This window comes from Fulvivirga sp. AWR4_260, from assembly GCF_056158185.1.
Window position 1 is genome coordinate 927,197 of the sequence record NZ_JBSWSU010000001.1, and the last position, 24,880, is coordinate 952,076.

The window sequence follows — 24,880 nt, forward strand, 5'->3', positions numbered from 1 at the left end:
ATCAGGTATTAAGCCATCGTGAAAAGAGCTTTAATTAGTTTATTTATAATCCTTTTAGGGCTAGGTTTCAGCAAGTTAAAAGCCCAGCAAGGTAATTTTTTTCTGACCCACTACACCCCTACTGGTAAAACTTTCGACAATATCAATTTTGACATTGCTCAAGATAGCCATGGCATTATCTGTATTGCCAACAGAACAGGTGTATTACGATTTGATGGTAAAAACTGGGACTTTATAAAAACACCATCAGCCACTGTATCTATAGTTCTAGACAGTAGCAACAATATATATACAGGGGGCCTCAGTGGCTTCGGCATGATAAAAAGGGATGATAAATATAAATTCAAATATCATTCGCTATCTGACCAATTTAACGCCACGGACATATCCAAAGTACTTTTAAAAGATGGGCTTTTATATGCGATAAATGCAAGGCACATTTATAGATATAATTTAACCAATAGCCATCACGAAGTAATAACTCCCAAATACCAAGGAGAATTAGAAGACTTATTTGAATTTGAAAATCACATATACATTCAAAGCTCTCAAGGGGGCTTTCAACTGCTACAAGATAAAAAACTAGTATCTCCCAAAAGCAAAGCTTTGACTGGCTTAAACCTGAGGTTTATTAACAAAAACAATAATGGACAGCAGTATTTAATAGGCACTACTACGAACGAGCTTTTTGTGTATACTCCACTGCAAGGCATTAAAAATATTACTGAATCTCTCGATCACGAATATTTACAGAACAACGACATTCAAAATGGCCTTTGGCTAACAGATACTTTGTGCGCTATTAGCACACTTCGAGGAGGTATTGTGTTTATAAACCCTATAAAAGAAAAAGTAACTAAAATAATTAATTACCAATCTGGCCTACCAGACAACCAAGTGCTGGCCATGGCAGTAGACACGCATAAGGGTGTTTGGGTAGCTCATAGCAGAGGGATGACTCGTATTTCTCCTTATATGCCTTTTCAAAATTATAACCTTTACCCAGGTTTGAAAGGCAAGGTTTTATGTGTAAAAAACCACCGCGGCAAATTATTTGTAGGTACCACAACTGGAGTCTTTTATTTAGATGAAGTCAGGAATTATAACGACATCATTAAATATACTGAAGTTTCTGAGCAAGTAATCATTAAACACAACAAGCCTGCTACGCCCACACTAGAGAAGGAAGAGTCTAGCCAAAATGATGACTCTAAAAGGAAAAAGGGCCTGTTTTCTTTTTTACACAAAAAAGAAGAGACAGAAAAGGTAAATCACCCAGAAGCTAAACAAGAGGCCACCAGCAGGTCGGAAATCAAAACGGTTACGCACCTCAAAAAAGAAATAGAACAAGAGCTAAAATCTATACAATACATCTATAAAAAAATTGATAACGTAGAGTCCAATGTATTTTCTCTTGAAGAGGCCAATGGTCAACTTTTTTGTGCCGGATTAGATGGTTTATTTGAAATAAGATCAAATGAAGCGATCCGCATAAGCTCTGCTCCGATAAGGACCTCGTACATCAGTAAAAATTATAATAAGATATTTGCTAGCACCTTTAACGACCGCCTTCAAGTATTTGATTTAGCACCTCCGCATACAGAAATCAATATTTTTGATGACTTTAAAGATGATGTCCATTATATCTTTGAAGATACCAAACATAGGGTTTGGTTCTGCGGCATGGACGAGCTTTATTGGATAAGCATGCAGGGCAACAATATCAAAAGCCTAGATGAGTACGAAATTGACAACCCTTATTACTACGAAACTTATGGAGTAGCTCATGGAGACAGCTTACTTTTTATCAATAAAAATGGCATATACGCTTTAGATGCTAAAGCCGAAAAACTTCAACAGGTAACAAAAGGAGATAGTATTGCTCGATATTTGCATGGCAGCAACGATCATATTTGGGTTAAAAACGGCACTAAATGGAAGACCTTGGCAAGTAATATTGGATCGCAAAAAATTGACATGCTGAGTGCCTTTAAAGATATCACATTTATTGATTTGGACGCAGAAGATGGTAATTTTTGGGTAATTACTGATAACGGAGACCTTTACAAAGTAGCCACCAACTCAGGATACCTCACAAACGAAAATTATCAACTTCTACTCAAGGATATAAAATCAAATTCGGAAGAGGTAATGCCTACACCAGAATTAGTATTTGATCAACAAAATAGTCAGTTGATGTTTGAATTCATTCAGCCCGAATATTCCGGCATTATAGATATCCAATATCAATATAAATTAGAAGGGCTAAATAAGAAATGGTCTGAGTGGTCACCTAGCTATAATGTTATAGATTTTCCGTACCTCCCAGACGGGAAGTATAAGTTACACGTGAGGTCAAAAAATATTTTTGGCCAAATTAATAACTCAGCACCTATTTCATTTGAAATAATTCCTCCTTACTGGAAAAGACCATGGTTTTATGTCATGGAGTTTTGTGTGCTTTCACTCATTCTGTTACTCTCGATAAACCTGAGGAAAATTGGCTATAAATACCCCATTTTAAGTAGAATTCTAGGTTTACTCACCTTAATTATCATTATAGAATTTATACAAACTACTGCCGAAAATGAATTTAGCCTCAGCTCACCAGTAATTGATTTTATTATACAAATCATAATAGCCATCATCATTTTACCTGTAGAAGGATTATTAAGAAAATATATTTTTAGAGAAAAAGATGTCAGAGTTTTAGACTTTATCTCTGTTAAAGATTTAAAAGAACAAAAGAAAACCCAAAATGAATAAACTTATACCCATCTTAGCTTTCGTTGCAATAGCCGCTGGTGCCTGCCAGAACAGCTCTTCCGAAAAAAATGCAAACCCCGCTGCCAGAGGGTTTGATGCAGCACACTCAGACCCCAAAGCCATTGACCTAGCTGATAGTGTAATGATAGCCATGGGAGGGAGGAAAAATTACGATCAGTTGCACTTTATTAGCTGGGATTTCGGCCGGCCCGGAAGTACAAGACACCTCATCTGGGATAAGTTTGACAATAAAGTACGAATTGACAACCCCGACAAACAACTTGTTTATTTACTAGACATAGAAAATATGGAAGGAAAGGTAAGCGAGAATGGCACTGAAGTGACTGACGAAACCAAGAAAGAAACATTCTTAAACGAAGCTAAGAGTATATGGATCAATGATTCTTATTGGTTAGTAATGCCATTTAAATTAAAAGACAGTGGTGTACAGTTAAAATATAATGGCATGGACACTACACTTACAGGCATCAGTGCCGATGTACTACAGTTGACATTCAGTAATGTAGGAGATACCCCCGACAACAAATACCTTGTATATGTAGATGTAAATGATCATTTAGTAAAACAGTGGGCTTATTACAATAAAGCTTCACAAGATTCTGCATCCGCTGTTTGGCCATGGGATAATTACAAAGAATATGAAGGTGTATTACTTTCTTCTAACAGGTCCAATGAGCTTGGCCCATTTGATGTAAAAGTATACAACGAGTTACCAGAAGAAGTCTTTACTTCCTTTGAAAAAACGAGTTATTAACATGAATAAAAACATACATTTTAATAATGCCGGGTCTTCTCTTATACTACCTGAAGCAGTGGATGCTGAAATAAAATATTTGCAAGATGAAGCCAACTATGGAGGATATGAAACTGAAGCGGCCTACCATAGTGAATTTGAACAGTTTTACACCGAAGCGGCAAAGCTAATCAATGCAGAACCTGAAGAAATTGCTTTCGCAGAAAGCGCTACAGTGGCTTGGCAACGAGCATTTTCTTCTATTCAATTTCACTCTGGCGATGTTATTGTTACTTCTAACAGTGAATATGCCAGTAATTTCATCTCTTACCTATTAGTTAAAGCAACTAAAAACATCGATATAATAGTAGCGCCTGCTAATGCTGATGGAGAAATAGACACAATAGCTTTAGAAAAAATTTGTAAAGAAAAGCAAGTGAAGCTTATAGCTTTAACGCATATTCCTACTAATGGCGGTATAGTAAACCCTGCAGAGGAAGTTGGTGCAATCGCTAAAAAGTACGATGTTTTATACTTATTAGATGCTTGTCAAGCCATAGGTCAGTATCCTCTGGATGTAAAAAATATACAGTGCGATTTTCTTACGGCCACGGGCCGTAAGTATTTGCGTGGCCCTAGAGGTACCGGTATGTTATATGTATCAAAAAAAATACTCAAAACTTCATTTCCTGCTTCACTGGATATGCTTTCGGCCTCTTGGAAAGATGTGAATAATTTTGAACCCGTGCCTGATGCCAAAAGATTTGAAACCTATGAAAGGCATAAAGCAGGCCAAATAGGCTTAACCTATTCTTTTCGCTTTTTAAACCATTACGGCATTGAAAAGGCATGGTTAGAAATTAACACTTTGGGAGAATACATGAGAAAGGGGCTCGGTTCTATTCCTACAGTTGAAGTTAAAGACCTTGGAAAAACTAAAGGCGGTATAGTCACTTTCACCACGCCATTACCTGCTTCAAGCTTAAAACAGCAATTACATAATCATGGTTTCAACGTTTCTGTTTCTCTGCCCGTAGGCACCCTGTTAGATTCTATAGAAAGGAATTTACCTCCCATGATCAGGGCGTCATTACATTACTATAACACTAAAGAAGAAGTGGATCTATTTATAGACAAGCTTAAACAACTGATAAAAATTACGGACCGCAAATAACTCTAATGGCATTAAGAAAAACAGCGGTCCGTAATATTATAATTCATGACGGGAAAAACCCATGTAGTTAGCTGTAAGCCCTTACTTGGTAAGGACATATGTTAAACGGCATTAGCATACTTATTGTTTAACTTATTAAGTCTTAAATGAAAATTACGCCCTTCGTGGTCTCCTATAAGCGTAGTAACTCAAAACTACTTTAATAGCCTCTAACATGGCCACATTAATAGGCACCAATGATTGGCCAAGCTCAGCATCAATAGTTCGTAGCTGAAAGTAGAAGTTTCTCATAATAGGAGCAGAACGCCCTTCTTGCAAATGTAAACTGGCCTTTTCAACCGCATCTGGATACTCATCCTTCATAGTTTTACAGGTTACCAGTTTTGCCTCTCCATATTTATCTAACATGGCAGCGTAGCCAAAAAGTCTGCAAATCAGCCCCCTGTATTTATATTGGCTACAAAAGCCCAAGCTACCAGGGGTAAGCATTGAAGATAGACTAAAACAATATGTTGATTTCTGATCATTGAGTCTTTCAAACCAATCATAAGCCATACCTTCCTTATGCAGGTGATAGGCCAAAGGCAAAAACTCCAATGCAGTTGCAGAGATATCAGGCTTTTGACAACACAAACCACAGCCGTTAACGCACTGAAGGCCTGTTGCACTTTTAAAGGAGGCCAACTCCTTTTCCAGACCTGCAAAAACCCGTTCCACAGCCTGAACTTTACGATAGATCGTCATCGCTAAAAAAATCGTGCGAATGTAGCAAAAGCAAAGTATATAAATGGATAAAACCTATAAATTAATATCAGGGAAAATTGATTTCGTAATACCCTTGGCTGGGCAGCGGGTCTATACCATGAAGTTTAGCAGGAAACCATTCGGGGCCACCCTCAATTATATTTATAGCAATGGTATCTAGCGCTGGGTTAGATGAATCAAGTATTTTAAAATTACTGATGTGCCCTTGCCCTGTTATATCAAACACCACCGTTACTTTACCTACTGCCTTAGCTGCCGGATATTTTTGCTTTTCCTTGGCTATGTAATCTTCAAAGTGTTTTTCCCCTCCAACGGGGTAGGCAAAAAATGTAGACATATCATAGGTGTGTTGTTGTCCTTTTGTATCATAAGCAACCCCATGTAAAAGCATTCCATCATTATACAGCTCTCTAAAATAAGTACGCCCATCTTCATAGTTTCCGTAGGCAAGGCTATCAGGCAAACCACCTTCATAATGTTCATATAAAGCCACCTGCCCGTTTTTATGCAATTTTATAATATTTCCTTCTCCCTTTTCTACTTGAATGTTCCCCTCTTCATCATAAGCATTAATCAAATAGCTTCTGTCCGCATGCCTCACTTCCTTATATAATTGCCCATTAGCATGAAACTCTTCCCACTTCCCTATCATTCGCTCTTTTTGATATCTACCCACGGAGCTGTACACACTATCATCTGTATAATAAAGAAAAACACCATCTCTAAGCCCATGACTATAATATCCTTTCATTTGAATGACTCCATTGATGAAATAGTCTCTTACTGGGCCATTCCACCGGCCCAAACTATCTTTATAGCCCACTCTATAATAATTGGCCTCTGACCAAAAGGTTAACTGCCAAGCGCTATCGTAATACTCGGTAGCAATTTCTCCTTTCCTTGCTTTTGTTTTTTCTTGCTGAGCAGTTTCTCGTTCAACCATGGCCAGCGGATATTTAAGATCCAAAGCATTTCCTTCTCGTGCTATGTCTAAACTATCAAAATAAGTATAAGATTGTTTTTGAAGCATCCTTATCATATAGCTTGTTTCCATTTGCTTCCTTGCCACATACCTCATTATTTGCTGATAGTCATTTTGGAGCTCATCAGGAATAGTTCCCATATTATTATAAACACTAATGAGCTCACTCCATCGAGGGTTAAAGCTTATTAAGCCCTCTAGCAATAAATCATCATTCTCGTAGTCTTTGCTCATTAATTCGTACGCCTGATGATCGGTTTCCAGCAGCTTTTGAAAGGCATTGAAATATTGGACTTGAGTGCGAGGAATCATAAAATATATCAGCACACTACAAATGGCCAATGTGGCATCAATAGCATAAAAATAAGTAGGAGATAACTTTAGCAAAGCTAAATTATAAGCAATGGCTAAGCTCACTCCGCAAATTAAGCCTCCCACATGTGCTGCATTATCAAAGTAAAACATATTACCCACCACGGTAATGATGATCACATAAACTATAAATTGAAAAATTATTTTTAATAACTTCCGAGAGTCATGTCGGTAGTCAATTACTTGCAGCACAATATCAAACCCATAAAGCCCAAATATTGCTCCACTGGCACCAACACTTACAGCAAACAGGTTATAATAAGCACTTAATAGTGCTCCAAAAACACCGGAAAGAAAATAGATAATTATAAATCTACCGCCCCCTAAGTACCTTTCTAGCACCACGCCAATGGTTAAGAGAGAAAACATATTGGCTAAAAGGTGAAGCAAGCCAAAATGTAAAAATAGAGAGGTAAATATTCGCCACCACTGCCACTGCAAAGTATATGGAGAAAAATTTGCTCCCCATGCTATCAGATCAATGGATGACGGTTTACCTTGTATTTGAAAACACTGAATAATAAAAATCAATACATTGATAGCGATAATTATTATTGTTACCCAAGGTACATTTCTGTAAAGTCTTATACTCATTAGTATTAGCTACTGAAATATAAGTTTACAAATAATTTTTGGTTATAAAAATCACTTCTACAATTACGTAAACTATTTATAGAAAATACGTAATACTGATATATATCAAGCAAATATGAGTAAGTCAAAAGTTAGTATTGGTCATGTTTTTAAAACCATTGTCTGGCCAAGAAAAAATCAAATACTATTAGGGTTGTTATTAATAATCATCAGTAGAATAGCTGGGCTAGTATTGCCAGGCACTACAAAGTACCTGATAGATACAGTAGTACCATCACAAGATTACGAGCAACTCAAAATACTACTATTTATACTTATCGGTGCTATTGCTGTTCAGGCCATCACCTCTTTTGCATTAACCCAAATACTAAGTGTAGAAGCCCAAAACCTAATAGCCCAGCTTAGGCTAAAAGTGCAAAGCCACATTATTAAACTGCCTATTAGATTCTTTGACAATGCAAAAACGGGTGAGTTAGTAAGTAGAATAATGACAGACGTAGAAGGAGTAAGAAACATAGTAGGCACAGGGCTTGCGCAGCTCATTGGCGGAGTACTCACGTCTATTATTTGTTTAGTCATTCTCATCAACATCAGCGCTACCATGACCTTATATGTGTTAGTGCCAGTAGCGATTTTCGGAGTAATATCTCTAAAAGCGTTTGGGTACATCCGACCTATTTTTAGAGAAAGAGGTAAAATAAATGCCGAAGTTACCGGAAGACTAACAGAAACATTAGGTGGCATAAGAGTAATAAAGGGTTTTAATGCTGAAGAGCAAGAGATAAAAACCTTCGAAAACGGTGTTAATCGTCTGTTCCTTAATGTGAAGAAAAGCCTCACCTCCACCAGCCTAATGACAAGTTCTTCTACTTTTCTACTAGGTCTTGCTACCAGTGGCATTATGGGTATTGGCGGATATATGATGATGCATGATGATTTAACCAGTGGTGATTTTATAGCCTTTACTTTGTACCTAGGTTTTATGATTGCTCCCATCATACAGATGAGTAATATTGGTAGTCAATTAACAGAAGCATTTGCAGGCCTTGACCGTACTGAGGAAATATTAAATCAACCGCTAGAAAATGACGATAACGAAAGAACTATTGAACTGGAAAAGCTGAAAGGAGACATCTCTTTTTCAAATGTGGCCTTCTCCTACGATGAAGATAAAACTGTAATAAACAACATTAGTTTCAATGCTCCAGCAGGTAGTGTTACTGCTTTGGTTGGCACCTCCGGTTCAGGAAAAAGTACCATAGCGGGGTTAGCCGCTTCGTTTCTAACTCCTAACAAAGGTACCGTTAGCATTGATGGACAAGACCTTAGTAAAATAGCACTAAACACCTATAGAAAACATTTGGGCGTGGTACTACAAAACGATTTTTTATTTGAAGGAACCATCAGAGAAAATATAACATTTGCCAGACCAGAAGCTTCAGAAACTGAGTATTTAGCGGCTGTGAAAGCAGCCCATGTCAATGAATTTACTGATCGGTTTGATGATGGACTAGAAACACTAATAGGCGAACGTGGAGTAAAGCTTTCTGGCGGTCAGCAGCAAAGAATAGCCATCGCAAGAGCTATTTTGGCAAATCCAAAAATTTTAATTTTAGATGAGGCCACTTCAAACTTGGATATGGAAAGTGAGGCATATATTCAGGAAAGCCTTAAAAACCTCATGAAAAACAGAACCACTTTCGTAATTGCCCACCGCCTCAGCACTATAAGGCAAGCAGATCAAATTTTGGTGATAGAAAAAGGGGAAATTGTAGAGCAAGGCCAGCATGAAGAGCTTTTGGCTATGCAAGGAAGATACCACCAACTGCACACTTACCAAGCTCGCATATAGTTATATTATTCTCATAGCATCAAAAATAATTTGCAGTAAAAAATACAACCCTTTTATTAAACAAACGTTTGACTTAAACAAACGTTTAATTAGTTTTGCGCCTTAATAAACAATAAGCTATGTCGAAGAATAAAATTTTAGATGCTGCCCAAACGCTCTTTATGGAGTACGGGTTTGATGGAACCTCCGTGCGAAGCATAGCTCAAAAGGCAGAAGTTAACGTTGCCATGATCTCATATTATTTTGGCTCGAAAGAAAATCTGTTGGAAGCAATTATAGAGCGATCTACTACCTACACACGCTCACAAATTGAAGACATACATAAACAAGGCAGTGATCCCGTAGTAATGATACAATCCACTATCGATTTGTATGTAGATAAAATTTATAAGAATAGACAGTTTCATAGCCTTATTCATCAGGAACTAGCCTATGAACAGCGCCCCGAATTGCACGATAGGATCATAAAGTTACTCCAAGGCAACTGGTCTGTAATCAAGGATGTTATTAACCTAGGCCAAAACCAAGGTGTGTTCAGGACTGATATTGATATCAACCTGACCCTAATGACACTATTTGGCAGCATATCTCAATGCAGCAAAACCCGCATTGTACGTGCCCTAGAAGCCAACGAAGAATCTCAAGGAGAAGAATTTTCTAATCGCATAAAAATACATTTGAAAAATTTAATACTCGATCATCTTTTAGTAAGATAAGCATGAAAAAAAAGTTGTTATTCATTGTACTAACAGCACTGGCAAGTTATAAGCTAAGTGCGCAAGATAGTATATCGATTAATCTTAACAAGGCAGTAGAGTTAGGGCTTGAAAACAGCAAATCGCTCAAAATTGCCAACGCCAAGATTAAAGAAGAAAGCGCGAAACTATCGCAAACGAAATTTGGCCAATACCCTGAAGTAGGCATATCTGCTTCTCATTTGAGAGTAAATACACCTACCATTAAAACGGATATTGGAGGAGACACTGGAGAAGGAGGTGGCACACCTGACGTAAACCAAGTAACATACGGCATGGCATCTGCATCACTACCTATTTTTAACGGTTTTCAAATCAGAAACTCAGTTAAATCTGCAGAATACCTTAAAAAAGCAAGTGAACTAGATGCTGAGAATGAAAAAGAAGAAGTGGTGTTCAACATCATATCTGCGTACTATAACTACTACAAACTACTTTCTACTAAACACGTGGTAGAAGAGAGCTTAAAGCAAGCTCATGAAAGGGTTAAAATATTCAGCAACCAAGAGAAGAATGGTATTTTGACCAGAAATGACCTGCTAAAAGCAGAGCTTCAACAGTCTAACATAGAGCTAACACTTTTAGATGTAAATAACAGCATCGCCATAGCTAACTATGATTTAAATATATTATTAGGCATAGAAGAAGGCACCAAGCTGGGCATTGACACTACTAACATGGCTGAAGTATTTACTTCTATTAATGAAGCAACTTATTACTTAAATACTGCTCAGGAAGAAAGAAGCGACCTTAAGTCCATACAAAGCCAAAGAGAAGCTGCTGAAACGGGAGTAAAAATTGCCAAAGGCACTTACTATCCATCTTTAGCTTTAACAGCTGGCTACGTAAATGCAGACATACCTGGTTTGGTCACCATCACCAATGCGGTAAATGTAGGTGTGGGTTTAAAATATAGCCTTACGGGCTTATTCGAAGCAAAACACAAAATTCAACAAGCTCAGTCGCAGTCAGAGCAGGCCTACCAAATGAGTGAGGTCAAAAAAGACGACATAAAAAAGGCCGTGTTTGCTGATTATGCCAATTACAACACCAATTTAAAGCAACTACAAACTTTAAAAATAGCTACCAGTCAGGCTACAGAAAACTATAGAATGACTAAAAATAGCTATGAAAACAGCGTGAGTTTATTAACTGACCTGCTAGATGCTGAAGTTCAAAAATTACAAGCACAAGTAAATGAACTCAATGCAAAAGCAGATGCAAAAATCAGTTACTACCAGCTTATAAAAGACACAGGTTTACTTAATAACGAATTTATCACCACTAAATAATTACTATTTACAGAAATGAGTACATCAACAGAAAATACAACCCAAGGTAAAAAAGGGAATAAGTTTTTCCCTATAATATTTGCCGGAATTGTACTTATAGGTATCGTATTTGGGATTTTCAAGTTTATACATAGCTTACACTATGAAGAGACTGAAGATGCACAAATAGAAAGTGACATTAGCCCAGTTATTCCTAAAGCATCGGGGTACATTGAGGCCATTTACATTGACGACAATAAAAAAGTGAAGAAGGGTGATACCTTAGTAATTTTAGAGTCGGATGATTACCAGCTAAGAGTATCTCAAGCTCAAGCCGCTTATGACAATGCAGTAGCCAATCTTGAGGTTTCTAAATCAAGTGTGGGCACTAGCAAAGCTAATGAAATGGCATCTAGCGCTAATGTAGCAGCAGTACAAGCTAACATAGAAGCAGCTAAAGTAGACCTATGGCAAGCAGAACAAGACTTTAAAAGATACTCAAACCTTATTAAAGAGCACTCTATCACACAACAGCAATTTGATAGAGCAAAAGCGGCCAAAGATGCTGCAGAAAAAAGGTTAGACGTACTTCAAAGACAAAAGTCAGTAGCAGCGAGCCAAAGATCGGCAAGCCAATCTACCACCAAGGTATCAAACAACAACATAGATGTAGCTAAATCTAACGTGGCTATTAGAAAAGCTGAATTAGACTTAGCCAAACTCCAACTTTCATATACAATTATTACTTCACCTATTGACGGTGTGGTATCTCAGAAAAACATTGAAGTTGGCCAGTTTGTACAAGCAGGACAATCTCTTTTTGCCATAGTAGAAGAGGGTGAAAACTGGGTAGTAGCTAATTTTAAAGAGACACAGCTTACTAAAATGAAGCCTGGGCAAGAAGTGGAAATATCTGTTGATGCCTATCCTGATTTTGGTTTTACGGGTAAAATACAATCTATAGCAGCTGCAACTGGAGCTAAATTCTCTTTACTACCTCCAGATAACGCTACAGGTAACTTCGTAAAAGTTGTACAAAGAGTACCTGTAAAGATCATTTTTGACAAAAAGCAAGAACATGTTAACCAACTACGTGCAGGAATGAATGTAGTAGTGGAAGTAGCATTAGACTAACATTTTCATATGCTAGAAGAAAATAGCACAGTAGAGTACGGATTCAGGAGGGTTATCATTACCATTACTGCGATTACGTGTGCACTGTTGGAAATTATTGACACCACCATTGTAAACGTAGCCCTTAATGAAATGAAAGGTAACTTAGGAGCTACCCTTAACGATGTAGGGTGGGTAGTAACTTCCTATGCCATTGCCAACGTAATAATGGTACCTCTCACTAGCTGGTTATCTCAGCAATTCGGAAGGAAGAACTATTTTGCCGCCTCTATAATTGTATTTACAGTTTGTTCATTTTTATGTGGTAACGCCACAAACATGTGGGAACTGGTAGCCTTTAGGTTTATCCAAGGGCTTGGAGGTGGAGCATTATTAGTAACCTCACAAACCATTATAACAGAAGCTTACCCTCCGGAAAAAAGAGGTATGGCTCAAGCGTTATATGGTATGGGTGTAATTGTAGGACCTACCTTAGGTCCTCCACTTGGTGGTTATATTGTAGACAACTACTCTTGGCCATATATATTCTACATTAATATACCTGTAGGAATTGTAGCCACATTACTTACCATAAGTTATGTGAAAAGCCCTAACTATGGCGGTAAGCGTAAGGCTTCCGAAATCGACTGGTGGGGTATTATTTTCCTTGTAGTAGGTGTAGGATCATTACAGTATGTAGTAGAAAAAGGGCAGGAGCACGATTGGTTTGCAGACCCGCTTATCGTTACATTATCAATAAGTGCATTCTTAGGTTTTTACTTATTAATATGGCGTGAGCTTACGGTAAAAAACCCAGTAATTGAATTACGGGTATTGAAAGATAAAAACTTAGCTGTAGGCACAATATTTACGTTTATTCTAGGATTTGGTTTATATGGATCAACTTTCATAATCCCATTATTTACACAATCTATATTAGGATGGACGGCCTTTCAGGCAGGACTTCTTTTGGTACCTGGGTCAATAGTAACGGCCTTTATGATGCCTATAGTAGGAAAACTGCTACAGAGCGGAGTAAAACAAAAATATTTAGTATCAGTAGGGTTTTTAATCTTCTTTGGCTTCTGTTTGTTTTCACACAATGTATTAACCCCCATGACCGGAGAAAACGACTTTTTCTGGCTATTGATGGTTAGAGGTGTTGGTTTAGGATTATTATTCGTACCTATTACCACTTTAGCACTCTCCACATTAAAAGGAAAAGAAATAGCAGAAGGTGCAGCTTTTACAGGTATGGTAAGGCAGCTCGGAGGTTCATTTGGTATAGCACTCATCAGTACTTATATCAATAGAAGTACCTTTTCGTACCGTGCTGATCTAATTAAAAACTATAGCCCGTATGACCCTTTACTTCAACAAAGGTTAGAAGCTTTTAAAAGAAACTTTATAAGCGCTGGTTTTTCACCAGATTTAGCACTGAAAAAAGCTTATCAGCTACTAGAGGTAACAGCCCTTAAACAGGCTTCTTTATTAAGCTATATGGACGTTTTCCTATACATAGGACTATTCTTTTTAGTATGCGCCCCAATAGTATTATTCTTAAAAGCAGGGAAAAACAGTACAGTACCTGCAGATGTACATTAATTCATTCGTTTTTGTATAATTGGTCAAGGCTACCCAGAAGGATGGGTGGCCTTTTCTTTTGCCACACGCATTAAATAAAAAAGCTGCCAGGAACCACCCTGACAGCTTTATAACCTAAACAAAACAATTTACTATTTATATTACTGCGTAAACAGTTCTAAACTATGGGCATCGTCTGTTACTACAAATTTGTAATCAGAAGATGCAGAAAGGCTTCCTAAATCATAAACCCTTCTAAAACCACCATCTACTTTTACCGTCTCTTCATGAATAATCTCATTCTCGTGATTGTAAACAGTGATATTAACCGGCCTACCGTCATTTTTAATTACGGCTAACCTATATTTTCCTTGCTCGTCTATATCCAATACATCTGCTTTAAACATGCCCTTTGAAGTGACATCTAAATAGCTTACATGCTTGGTTTCTCTTAAACCATCTGGGTGAATAATCTCAAAAGTATACTCCCCTTTAGGTAAAGTAGTAAAGTTGAAATCCTGAGCAAAACCTTCAACATTCTTCACTTTTTGAGTATAAATGATTTCATTCTTATCATTAAGAATGTTGATTTTCACCTTACCTGGTGCAGATTTCAAATAAACGAGCTTGTAAGTAGAGGCTGTACTTTTTACAATAGCGACATTTTGCTTCTTTGTCGGCTCTATTGTGTTTGCCTCCGCTTGATTAGAAAAAGATACAGCAGTAGCTAATAGCACTGCTGCTAGCGTTGTTTGTAATACTTTCATTTTGTTGTTGTTTGACCTGTTTGATTTAACGGTGACCCCCGAAATCGGTTGCAAAATTAAAATTTTAAGTGATAAGTGGAAATATTTTATTCCCAAATGGAAATAAATTCGATTGAAATGAGAAAAATCATTTTTGCAACAGAATTTAAACTTGTGAGTATCAGAGAAATATCGAGATTAAAATAGAAGAATTTTTTTTCCTGATTAACGTCATTTTTTTATCATTTACTTCTATTTCATCGTAGAATGTTTAAACATTGATTGCCAAAAGCCGCTAAAATGATATGACCATGATTATTCTATTTCAAGTTTATTAATTTTGTACTATGAGCTACGGATCTAAAATTTTAGCATACTATACCGCTTTGCAAGTACCCCAAAACCTACCTGATGGAGTAGAGGTTTTATATCCATTTAAAGAGACGGAGGTCAAAAGCATACTTCAACAGTTTTACAACAAATACTTTGATGACAACAATGACAGGGTATTCTTAATAGGCATAAACCCTGGAAGATTTGGCAGTGGAGCTACAGGCATACCATTTACCGACCCAATAAGGCTTGCGGAAGAACTGGGCATAACTAATAGCTTTACTCCAAAGGCAGAACTGTCATCAAGGTTTATTTATGATGTTATCAATTATATGGGTGGCTCCGAGTACTTTTATAAAAACTTCTATTTCACCTCTGTAAGCCCAGTAGGTTTTACTATGAATGGGAAAAACCTAAACTATTATGACATTCCTGAGCTTCAAGATCAAATAGAATCGTACATGGTAGAAGAAATGCGCAAACAGATAGCCTTCGGGGCTAAACCAATAGCCTTTAGTTTAGGTATGGGCAAAAACATCGCTTACCTAAAAAAGCTCAATAAAAAGCACAACTTATTTAAGGAAATAAGGCCCTTGCCACACCCTAGATGGGTGATGCAATATCGGCTAAAAAGGAAAGATGAATTTATAGATCAATATAAAAAAATGCTGACAGAGGCGATTTAAATTTCTTTATTATGCCTTATGTTTTCGGCATTCCTTCTTGTGGCTTCTTCTTTAATGCGCTCTGCTATACTGGGGTATTTATGAATTATATCATCAAAATGCACCCTTGATAACTTATATAAATCAGTATACTCCTTAGCCATAATAGTGGCCGTTCGGGTCTTATTTTCGAATAATGCTATTTCGCCAATAAAAGCTCCTGGCTTGAAATGACTAAATACCTTTTGCCGACTACCATCTAATGCTATCAGCTCTCCGCTAAGTATAAAATACATGCCATCGGCTTTATCTCCTTCTTCAAAAAGCACCTGGTCTTGCGTTAATACCACTGGGCTTAAATGCATAGCAATTTCTGTTTTAAACCCTTCCGATGCTTCTTTAAATAGAGATATCTTTTCTATTGCGTCCCTTTTGAGTTGTAGAGAGAGTTCTCTCTGCAAATTATGAGGCAGCCCATCTAAAAAAGTAGATTCATCATAACCTAGTCTCTTTCTCCACTGATAAGTATAATAGTAATGAATCCTCTTTTGTAAACCTTTGCTTATATTTCTATAACGGACCAGCGCAGAGAGTTTATCTATATTTTCGAAATACCTGACAGTAGCAGGATCTTTTCTGGTTAAAAATCCAGCGATATTACCAATAACATAACCAAATACGCCCACCCCCATCACCTGCAAAATAATAGCATAGATATATTGTGCATTGGTGTTGGGCGTAATATCTCCATAACCAACAGTAGTTAAAGTAGTACTTACCCAATAAAGGGCCTTCAGATAATTACCAAAAATGTTTTCGTTGTACTCAACACCACGGAGTGCCAACCACCCGCAAGTAAGCCAGTGGGCTGCTATTACAAACCAGTAAGTAAAGAATGTTATAGTAAGAGTACTGCTATACTTCACCTCTTTAGCTACATAGTAACGCATCAGCGCCCCTACTTTTAATAGCTTTAGCACCCTAAATAACCTAATAAATACATTGGGGATAAATAAACCATACGGAAACGCCAAGAGAATATCAAGAATCATCCACCTGTGTAAGTAGTTTTTGGTTACTGATTTATCTGCCAACAGAAAATCGTCTTTTATAAACTCTCGCTGAAGCCAACTGATAGGAATGTCCAAAATAAAAATAACATTGGCCACCCAATACCAAAACATATAGTTCATATCATCTTGAATATAGAAAACCATATCCAGAGGCTTAAGCACAGCTAGTATGGCTGCACCTAAAGCAAGTATGATATTCCATATTACAAAAAATATGCTGCCATCAAGATTTTTAAACATCCCTTAAAATAAAAAAGCTATTGAATATTTACCATTAACGTTTTGTTTATCAGCAAAAATGGGGCTATATCCTCACTTCGTTATCATACTCTATAGGTACTTTTACCGGAATACCGTGTAAACTCACTTTCACAAAACCACTATAATGCACTTTTACTTTTTTCCCTCCTAATATGCTTATAATACTATTTAAAAAGCCCATTTTACCCATATCGAATGTGGCATCAACAGGAATTTTAAATTCAGATTCTGCAGGAATTTTGGTATTTAACGAATGATTGATTGTACCTATTTTCTGCCCCTCAACAGAAACATCCACCTCTACTTTCTTAAGCCTCATCTTAACATCATTAGGGTTATAAAAATAAGCATCGGCATTGAGGTAGGCCTGCTTACCGGTAATCTTGGTTACTTCTATATTACTAATTCTCTTAAAAACGGGAGCCTCGCTTGGTCTTTTACAACCAAAAAACAGACTCACAGAAAGTATAATTATTAAAAAATATCTCATCATCAACTTGTGTTAAAGCATTCTTATCTTACGAAGATAGCTAGAAAAATAGTTACAGTATAAAGCCTAATATTTTAACTATAATCATACCAAATTATTTTCTAACTATCACTTACATTTGCCCTACTTATTAGTTTTAAATGAATATAACTAAAGATTGGTTAGAGTTCGCAGCTGACGAACTTTCAACTAATAACTATGCTATTATTGATAATTTCCTCTCTGCAGAAGAAGTTAGAAATATTCGTGAGGTGTTTGAATTTCACCGTGAGCAAGAAAATTTTAAAAAGGCTGGAATAGGTCAGCACGATGACTTCCAGCTAGTAAGTGAAATCAGGGGAGATTATATCAAATGGATTGACAAGGAAACTGCCCTGCCAGCTACAAAGTTATACTTAGAGAAGATCAACTCCCTCAAAGATTATCTTAACCAAACATGTTACTTGGGCATAAGAGATTATGAGTGTCATTTCACCATCTATCCTCCTAAATCTTTTTATAAAAGACACTTGGATCAGTTTAAAGGAGATGGCTCAAGAAAAATATCGTTTATATGTTATCTTAACGAAAACTGGCAACCCGGAGATGGGGGAGAGCTTCGTGTTTACCTTAAAGATGGCGTGCTGGACGTAACCCCTACGGCAGGAAAATTGGCATGTTTCAGAAGTGAGTTAGTGGAACATGAAGTATTGCTATCTCAAAAGCACCGTTACAGTCTCACGGGATGGATGTTAAACAGGCCTATTGGGTTAGGTTTTATAGTTGATTAAAATGAAATAAGCCTTTACTGTAACTATTTTGATTGAAATGCCTTTATATTTGAATAAATACATAAACTACTTATTTATGAAACTCATCGCTGCAATTACTATTACTTTATTTCCTTTGTTTTCTTTTGCCCAATCTGCAAATCAGGCCATAGAAAATGGGAAAAAGCAGATGGAAAGCGATAAATATAAAGAAGCTATACAAAGCTTTTCATCAGCTATAAAACAAAATACTGATAATAAGGTAGCTTATGACCTGCGCGGACAAGCTAAAAACGAATTGGGGGATTTTTATGGTGCTATAAGTGATTATACTCTGGCATTAGAGAAAGATTCTACTTATGCAGATGCCTTCAACCACAGGGGAGAGGCTAAATTTAACTTAGGCGATGATGAAAGCGCCATAGCTGACTTTGACAAGGCCATTAAGTTCGATTCCAAATCTGCTTCAGCATATAGTAACAGGGCTTTTGCCAAATATAACCTCGAAGATTTAGAAGGCGCATTTTTCGATTTTTCAAAATCTATAGAGTTAGATCCTAAAAATGCTGACAACTATTTTAATCGTGCCGTTATTAAAGCTGAGCTAGAAGAATATTTAAGTGCCATTGATGATTATAATAAGTCATTAGAGCTTGATCCTTCTGACCCGGATGTTTACAGCTACAGAGGTGTAGCCAAGTACAATATTGATAGGGTAGAAGAAGCACTAAAAGACTATGACAAAGCCATTGAAATGGATGCTGAAGACCCTGTAAAATATGAAAACAGGGCCTTGGCCAAAAGCACCATGGAAGATTATGAAGGTGCATTAGCTGATTACAATAAATCAATAGAGCTTTTTGATGAAGACCCTGACACCTACAACTTACGTGGGGTAGTAAAATATCAGTTAAAGAAAAATGAGGAGGCAATTAGTGATTATAACACCGCTATTGAAATGGATCCTTACAACCCGGTATATTATGATAATAGAGCTCTAGCAAAGGCTGCCACGGAAGACTATCAAGGAGCTATTGAAGACTATTCTTATTCTATAGAGCTATTTCCTACTGACCCTGAAACTTTTTTACAAAGGGGTTTAGCCAAAATTCAAAAAGGAGACAACTATGATGGGTGTATGGACTTAAACACTGCAAAGGATCTAGGTTCTCCTGATGCAAAAAGCGCGATTAAAGAAAACTGCAAATAAATGAAAAGCCTTAGTATACTAAGGTTTTTTTTCTATCCTGACCAGATCACTTATTTGCTTTATGCCTAGTTCGGCAGCCCTATCTTCTCGCATCATTAGTGCAAATGTGTTATTAAAACCTAAAGGCGATAGCCATTCAACTCCTAATTGATTAGAGAATTCTTTTTTCACATAATTATACACTTCTTCCTTTTTGTATAACACGTCATTGTTTTCAATATCTTTTAAAATCACTAATAGCCCTGTGCCCGTATATTCAGGATAAATATCAACATCTCCTTTTTGTAAAGCATCAAATAAAAGTTTAGTTCCTCCAAAACCCAATTTCAAGCCGGCAGTATAAGGAGTATAGTTTTCAATTATACATTTAAAAATATTGGCCAAAATATAGCTCTCGGTAAAGTTTTTAGAGCCTATGATTATATCCGGCTCTCCGGTTTTCTCCATGTTTACCTTAAAGCCTTTTGCCTTAAGAAATTCCTGAGCCACTTGCCTGATGTCAGCATGCTCTTCATCTACCTTAAAATTCATTAAGGTCATTTCTTCATCTGATATTTTACCTGCCAGCTTATTCAATACTGATTTAACCTGAGGGAATTGCTTTAAAGATTTTTGATTAATAATTGGTGCTGCCTGATAAGGCGGAAAGTAATTTTTATCATCATCAAGCACTTTTAAATGAAACGCTTTTATTCTACCATCTGTAGAGAAGCCACTAATTACGTCTACATTTTTATTCTTTACAGCTCCATACATGAGCCCTATTTCCATTTCCTTTACCTCTAAATCTAAATTATAAATGGACTTCAACCCCTGATAACCATCACCTCTTTCTATAAACTCTGATGGAAAACCTGCCACCAACTTACTAGGCGTATTGAAAATTGTTAAAATATTAAAAGAAACTACAGCTATTAACAGCGTAGCAGCAATAATTAACAATGGTTTTATCAGCTTAAAAATATGGCGCTGAACATATGCCATTAACGCGTCAAATAATAAAGCCATTACAGCTGCGGGCACAGCTCCTGCAAGAATCATATATGGATTATTTGTACTTAGCCCACGAAAAATAAACTCACCCAACCCTCCTGCTGCTATCAATGCACATAGCGTAGCTACTCCTACATTAATTACAAAAGCTGTTCTTATTCCTGCAAATATTACAGGCATAGCCAATGGCAACTCCACTCTTCCTAGCACTTGCATTGGTGACATGCCCATACCCTTTGCTGCTTCTTTTATGGAAGCATCTATTTCGGCAATTCCTGTGTAGGTATTTCTAACTATAGGCAAAAGAGCATAAAGAAATAAAGCCACAATTGCAGGCAAAACCCCTATACCAAGAAATGGCAGCAAGAAACCTAGTAGAGCCACACTAGGAATAGTCTGCATGGCATTAACAAAGCTCAATACAGAAGAAGCAAAACGCCTATTTCTACTTATAAAAATGCCCGTTGAAACCCCAATGACAATAGCTATAAATAGAGATGTTAGAGTAAGGTATAAATGCTCCCAAATTTGGGTTAGAATATCTAACTTATGAGAAACGATAAATTCAAGAAAATTACTTAGCCCTTCTTCATTCATTGATTAAACATTTTATCGCGGTTACTCAAGTAAGTCTCTAATAAATCTGTAGTTTCATTTTCCTGAAGGTATTCGGCTATGGTCTTCTGACTATCTGAAGCCTGGTATTTATGGGTTTGAATAAATCTATTCACTTGGTCAACCTTAATGATATTCAGCTCTAATTGAAGGCGCTGTTGACCAAAAAACTTTCTCACAAACTCAGTTTTAGGCTTAAACACAATATCGAATGGGGTCCCCAATTGTATTACTTTACCTTTATTCATAATGGCAATTTTATCACCCAGCAATACCGCTTCCATAATATCATGAGTAACCAACACCATCGTTTTTTTTAGGCTACTATTCAACTTTTTGAATTCTTGCTGAATGTCAGCTCTGGTGATTGGATCCAGCGCTCCAAAAGGCTCATCAAGCAAAATAACATCTGGGTCGGCAGCCAAAGCCCTGGCTATACCTACACGCTGTTGTTGTCCTCCACTGAGCTGTGCCGGATATCGTTTCAGCATTTCTTGAGGAAGGTTGATAGTTTTCATCAACTCAATAACTACATTATTGACCTTTTCAGTTTTCCAACCTAGCAGGTGAGGTACAGTAGCTATATTCTGAAATATGGTGTAATGGGGAAAAAGTCCGGTATTTTGAATTACATAACCTATGTTTCTTCTTAAATGAAAAGGGGTGATATCATCAGTGTTTTTACCCGCTATCATCACTTGACCTGAAGATCTATCTACTAATTTGTTGATCATTTTTAAGGTAGTTGTCTTTCCACTTCCGCTGGTTCCTAACAATACCAGAATCTCCCCCTTCTCTACTCGAAACGATACATCATCAACAACTTTAGTGTTGTTGTATACCTTAGTAAGCCCAGATACTTCTATCATATAAGTAAAACTAGGACTATAAAATGGCCTAAAAAAATAATAACCACCCTACATAAGATGGCTATTGAATATTTAAATTTTGGCATTTCTTAAATACCAACTAACGTGATATTTACACTAACTCTTTTTTAAAACCCAAGACACCATAGAGCGCTTATCTTCTACCAAAACTGATTTTACTGGTTCTAAATTAACTAGAGGTAATCGCACGTATGTTTCGTTTATATCTTCCTGAGTGAGGAGATATGGAAATTCTGTATTTTCTATAGAATTATTGCTTAGACCAAGTGTAGAAGCCATTCTTATAAACAATACACCTCCTGGCTGTAACACACGAGTTAGCTCACTTAGCATTAAAAAAAATGCATCTCTATCTGGAGCAAAATGCAATACGGCACTGCAGATAATACCGTCAAAAAAAGCATCTTTCCAAGGCAGGGCTTCTAACCTACCGGTTAAAAAGTGGTCTTTTGGAATGACTTTATACATCATGTGCAGCATTTTTATAGCCATGGGATTGCTATCTATACCATATAGGTCATAACCATTATTATGAAAATAAGTAAGGTTTCTTCCTTCACCGCATCCTGCGTCTAAAATGCGCTTCAAGCCTTCAAATTGTCCTTTTAATATTTGGTCTAGCAGGTAAATGTCAGCATTACCTACTTTCTGATTCAACTCCGTGTAATGCATGTTCTATGGTTTTATAAAAACTAACTCGGCCGCACTCTATCAATTGAGCACTTCTATAAAATTCAAATGTGCCGCAAGTCTCTCTACTAATCCGAATTACAATTTCTGGTTTTTTTTCTTCAATGATATATTCCGAAATTCGGTCCTGCATTAAATCAACAGATTTAGCAATTAAATCAAAGTAACTTAATCGCTTTGGTTTATTCATGTTTTTAGGAAAAAAGCTATTCCATTTCTCAATCAAAGGGGCAAACCTACTTTTCACTTCTAGGTCTTCACTGTCAACTGTACATGGCGTGGCAGCATTTACATCCGATACCACCACAATATCGCCTTCATGCCGCTTAACACAGCTAATGGGTATAGGGTTTAACACCCCGCCATCCACCAGCTCCACACCATCAATATAAGCGGGCTTTAATATAGATGGGATAGAGGCTGATGCCCTTAATGCATCAAACAACCGGCCTGACCTAAATACCACTTCTCGTTTATTAACAATATCCGTGGCTACAGCGGCCAGCGGTATACCCAAGTCCTCAATATTACAATCAGGTATAAACTTCTTCATCTCATTAAACACCTTTTCTCCCCTCACGAAACCCTGCGTACTTAATGTAAAATCCATTAATTTGAAAACATCAATTTTTTCAAATTTAGAGACCCACTCTTTATACTCTTCTAATTTACCCGCGGCATAAACTGCTCCTACCACAGCCCCCATAGAGCTACCCGCAATAGAAGTAATTGTATACCCTTCTGCCAACAATGCTTCTATTACTCCAATATGTGCTAACCCACGAGCTCCTCCACTAGACAATACTAATGCAACAGACTTACTCATATCTAAATTTATTAGTAATTAAATACAATTTTAAATTAACCAGTAATGAATGAAAACACAATATATAGTTGTATTACTTTGAAATGATTCCAAAACCTAATTCATATATGGCTTATACAAAAGTACTATTCTTAAAATACTGAAAACACTCACATGAGCATTAAAAAACACGCCTTCAGATAGTACTTTAATGCGATTTATACCTCAGCTTATAAATTAAATGACACTACAAATAATTATACTGCAAGGTAAATAGTGGAGCAAAGTTAATGTGTTAATGGTGAATATAAATGATAAATAAGCCTTATCATTTTAGAGATTAAGCATGTTATAGAATTAACACCGCTGCCTGTATGTGCATGAGGAGCACGTTAAAGTAAAATGGGGAAGGTATAAAAAATAACTGCTCCACTTTTAAGGGTGGAGCAGTTCACACATATACAACTCATAAAGCTTATGCAGAAGCTTCACTGAGTAATTTTGAACTAAACTAATCCTGCTTTTGGGTTAGCGTTTCTTCAAGGTAATTTACAACATTTTCTACAGATCTAAGCGTTTCAGCATCAGTATCAGGCACCTGTACACCATATTCTACTTCCAACCTCATCACCAAATCTGCCAAATCTAAAGAATCTAATCCTAAATCTTTTGATAAGTTGGCGTCAAGTGTAACCTCACTAGGCTCAATACCTACGTCCACTAAAATGCTTTTCACTTTATCAAAAAGTGCTTGTTTTTCCCCTGTCATAACTTTCTAATTTTTGATAAGCAGCTTTCAAAATGCATAATACAATTTTCTGAAACCGCCCCTCTAATATTATTTATAATAATGTGATTAGCATAATCTAATTGTTCTTCTTCGCTCACCACATTAAAATTTCCAAGAATAAGTCCTTCTAAACTATATAACTGTGTTTCTATAAAAACTTTAAGATTAATATCCGACCTCAAAATACCTTGCTCTTTAGCATCATTGGCCTGACAAAGCAAGTTTTTAAGCACCACATCTTCTCTAAAAAGCCTATAGTCACTTACTATATCCTGATAATATTTATTCAGCTCATAAATACAAGATGAACTATATTTTCTCAGGTACGAATAAAAGGAAAACTGCCATAGCAAAAGACACATTAGCTGGTCTTGATGATTATTAGAAATATCTTCAAGGTAGTTTTTAGTATCTTCCATTACCTCATCAAATATTTCTTTAATAAGCTCTTCCTTATTCGTAAAGTATTCGTAAAATACTTTTTTAGAAGTTTGCAGCTCCAAGGTAATGTCATCAATAGTTGTCCTTTTAGGGCCAAACTTTAAAAACAACCTAAGAGCTGCAGACTTAATATTTTCTCTCATTAAT

22 protein-coding genes are annotated in these 24,880 nt (G+C 36.7%); 11 read left to right on the forward strand and 11 right to left on the reverse strand.

The annotated features are described in order from the left end of the window. Positions 1-18 precede the first annotated feature (18 nt). From ACXACQ_RS03965 to ACXACQ_RS03975, 3 genes are read left to right on the forward strand one after another with little or no spacing between them, the layout of a single operon-like run. A complete protein-coding gene (locus ACXACQ_RS03965) occupies positions 19-2,766 on the forward strand; it encodes a triple tyrosine motif-containing protein (RefSeq protein WP_474974628.1) in 2,748 nt (915 codons plus the stop codon). After that, a complete protein-coding gene (locus ACXACQ_RS03970) occupies positions 2,759-3,541 on the forward strand; it encodes a hypothetical protein (protein WP_474974629.1) in 783 nt (260 codons plus the stop codon). The genes ACXACQ_RS03965 and ACXACQ_RS03970 overlap by 8 nt, the downstream gene beginning before the upstream one ends. A 1-nt stretch (position 3,542) precedes the next feature. Then, a complete protein-coding gene (locus ACXACQ_RS03975; protein ID WP_474974630.1) occupies positions 3,543-4,694 on the forward strand; it encodes an aminotransferase class V-fold PLP-dependent enzyme in 1,152 nt (383 codons plus the stop codon). A gap of 153 nt (positions 4,695-4,847) precedes the next feature. Here the strand turns inward: ACXACQ_RS03975 and ACXACQ_RS03980 are convergent, their stop codons facing one another. Further along, a complete protein-coding gene (locus tag ACXACQ_RS03980) occupies positions 4,848-5,438 on the reverse strand; it encodes a YkgJ family cysteine cluster protein (RefSeq protein WP_474974631.1) in 591 nt (196 codons plus the stop codon). Between the two features lie 67 nt (positions 5,439-5,505). Further along, positions 5,506-7,407 carry a rhomboid family intramembrane serine protease gene (locus ACXACQ_RS03985; protein ID WP_474974632.1) on the reverse strand — a complete coding sequence of 634 codons (1,902 nt, stop codon included), beginning with the start codon at positions 7,405-7,407 and terminating at the stop codon, positions 5,506-5,508. A gap of 115 nt (positions 7,408-7,522) precedes the next feature. Between ACXACQ_RS03985 and ACXACQ_RS03990 the strand changes: the two genes are divergently transcribed. From ACXACQ_RS03990 to ACXACQ_RS04010, 5 genes are all read left to right on the forward strand, one after another. Continuing rightward, on the forward strand, positions 7,523-9,259 hold the full coding sequence (locus tag ACXACQ_RS03990) for an ABC transporter ATP-binding protein (RefSeq protein WP_474974633.1): 1,737 nt from the start codon (positions 7,523-7,525) through the stop codon (positions 9,257-9,259). Positions 9,260-9,378: 119 nt separating this feature from the next. Further along, positions 9,379-9,975, forward strand: coding sequence for a TetR/AcrR family transcriptional regulator (locus ACXACQ_RS03995; RefSeq protein ID WP_474974634.1), 597 nt, complete (start codon positions 9,379-9,381; stop codon positions 9,973-9,975). 2 nt (positions 9,976-9,977) lie between these two features. Further along, positions 9,978-11,306 (forward strand): TolC family protein, encoded by a 1,329-nt coding sequence (locus ACXACQ_RS04000; RefSeq protein ID WP_474974635.1) that lies wholly within the window; start codon positions 9,978-9,980, stop codon positions 11,304-11,306. 15 nt (positions 11,307-11,321) lie between these two features. Further along, positions 11,322-12,419, forward strand: a complete 1,098-nt coding sequence (locus tag ACXACQ_RS04005; protein WP_474974636.1) for an HlyD family secretion protein — start codon at positions 11,322-11,324, stop codon at positions 12,417-12,419. 9 nt (positions 12,420-12,428) lie between these two features. Next, a complete protein-coding gene (locus tag ACXACQ_RS04010) occupies positions 12,429-14,003 on the forward strand; it encodes a DHA2 family efflux MFS transporter permease subunit (RefSeq protein ID WP_474974637.1) in 1,575 nt (524 codons plus the stop codon). Between the two features lie 140 nt (positions 14,004-14,143). On the opposite strand, the gene ACXACQ_RS04015 is transcribed toward ACXACQ_RS04010, so the two are convergent. After that, positions 14,144-14,749 (reverse strand): hypothetical protein, encoded by a 606-nt coding sequence (locus ACXACQ_RS04015; RefSeq protein WP_474974638.1) that lies wholly within the window; start codon positions 14,747-14,749, stop codon positions 14,144-14,146. A gap of 326 nt (positions 14,750-15,075) precedes the next feature. On the opposite strand from ACXACQ_RS04015, the gene ACXACQ_RS04020 reads away from it, so the two are divergent. Continuing rightward, positions 15,076-15,747 carry a uracil-DNA glycosylase family protein gene (locus ACXACQ_RS04020; protein WP_474974639.1) on the forward strand — a complete coding sequence of 224 codons (672 nt, stop codon included), beginning with the start codon at positions 15,076-15,078 and terminating at the stop codon, positions 15,745-15,747. Here ACXACQ_RS04020 and ACXACQ_RS04025 read toward each other — a convergent pair. Then, positions 15,744-17,039 carry a cyclic nucleotide-gated ion channel gene (locus tag ACXACQ_RS04025; protein ID WP_474974640.1) on the reverse strand — a complete coding sequence of 432 codons (1,296 nt, stop codon included), beginning with the start codon at positions 17,037-17,039 and terminating at the stop codon, positions 15,744-15,746. The genes ACXACQ_RS04020 and ACXACQ_RS04025 overlap by 4 nt on opposite strands. A 64-nt stretch (positions 17,040-17,103) precedes the next feature. Continuing rightward, the gene (locus ACXACQ_RS04030; RefSeq protein ID WP_474974641.1) at positions 17,104-17,553 is read right to left on the reverse strand and encodes an LEA/WHy family protein; all 450 of its coding nucleotides are present in this window, start codon (positions 17,551-17,553) and stop codon (positions 17,104-17,106) included. Between the two features lie 137 nt (positions 17,554-17,690). Here ACXACQ_RS04030 and ACXACQ_RS04035 point away from each other — a divergent pair, with 137 nt between their 5' ends. After that, positions 17,691-18,320, forward strand: coding sequence for a 2OG-Fe(II) oxygenase (locus ACXACQ_RS04035; protein ID WP_474974642.1), 630 nt, complete (start codon positions 17,691-17,693; stop codon positions 18,318-18,320). 76 nt (positions 18,321-18,396) lie between these two features. Beyond that, positions 18,397-19,509 carry a tetratricopeptide repeat protein gene (locus ACXACQ_RS04040; protein WP_474974643.1) on the forward strand — a complete coding sequence of 371 codons (1,113 nt, stop codon included), beginning with the start codon at positions 18,397-18,399 and terminating at the stop codon, positions 19,507-19,509. An 18-nt stretch (positions 19,510-19,527) separates the two neighbouring features. Here ACXACQ_RS04040 and ACXACQ_RS04045 read toward each other — a convergent pair whose 3' ends face one another. The 6 genes from ACXACQ_RS04045 to ACXACQ_RS04070 form a co-directional block, all read right to left on the reverse strand. After that, positions 19,528-21,099, reverse strand: a complete 1,572-nt coding sequence (locus tag ACXACQ_RS04045; protein WP_474974644.1) for an ABC transporter permease/substrate-binding protein — start codon at positions 21,097-21,099, stop codon at positions 19,528-19,530. Then, positions 21,096-21,986, reverse strand: coding sequence for an ABC transporter ATP-binding protein (locus ACXACQ_RS04050; RefSeq protein ID WP_474974645.1), 891 nt, complete (start codon positions 21,984-21,986; stop codon positions 21,096-21,098). The genes ACXACQ_RS04045 and ACXACQ_RS04050 overlap by 4 nt, the downstream gene beginning before the upstream one ends. A gap of 117 nt (positions 21,987-22,103) precedes the next feature. After that, positions 22,104-22,679 (reverse strand): class I SAM-dependent methyltransferase, encoded by a 576-nt coding sequence (locus ACXACQ_RS04055; RefSeq protein WP_474974646.1) that lies wholly within the window; start codon positions 22,677-22,679, stop codon positions 22,104-22,106. After that, positions 22,645-23,523 (reverse strand): patatin-like phospholipase family protein, encoded by an 879-nt coding sequence (locus ACXACQ_RS04060; RefSeq protein WP_474974647.1) that lies wholly within the window; start codon positions 23,521-23,523, stop codon positions 22,645-22,647. The genes ACXACQ_RS04055 and ACXACQ_RS04060 overlap by 35 nt, the downstream gene beginning before the upstream one ends. A gap of 490 nt (positions 23,524-24,013) precedes the next feature. Further along, positions 24,014-24,271 (reverse strand): acyl carrier protein, encoded by a 258-nt coding sequence (gene acpP, locus ACXACQ_RS04065; RefSeq protein ID WP_474974648.1) that lies wholly within the window; start codon positions 24,269-24,271, stop codon positions 24,014-24,016. After that, positions 24,268-24,876, reverse strand: coding sequence for a TetR/AcrR family transcriptional regulator (locus tag ACXACQ_RS04070; RefSeq protein ID WP_474974649.1), 609 nt, complete (start codon positions 24,874-24,876; stop codon positions 24,268-24,270). The genes acpP and ACXACQ_RS04070 overlap by 4 nt, the downstream gene beginning before the upstream one ends. Positions 24,877-24,880: the final 4 nt, after the last annotated feature.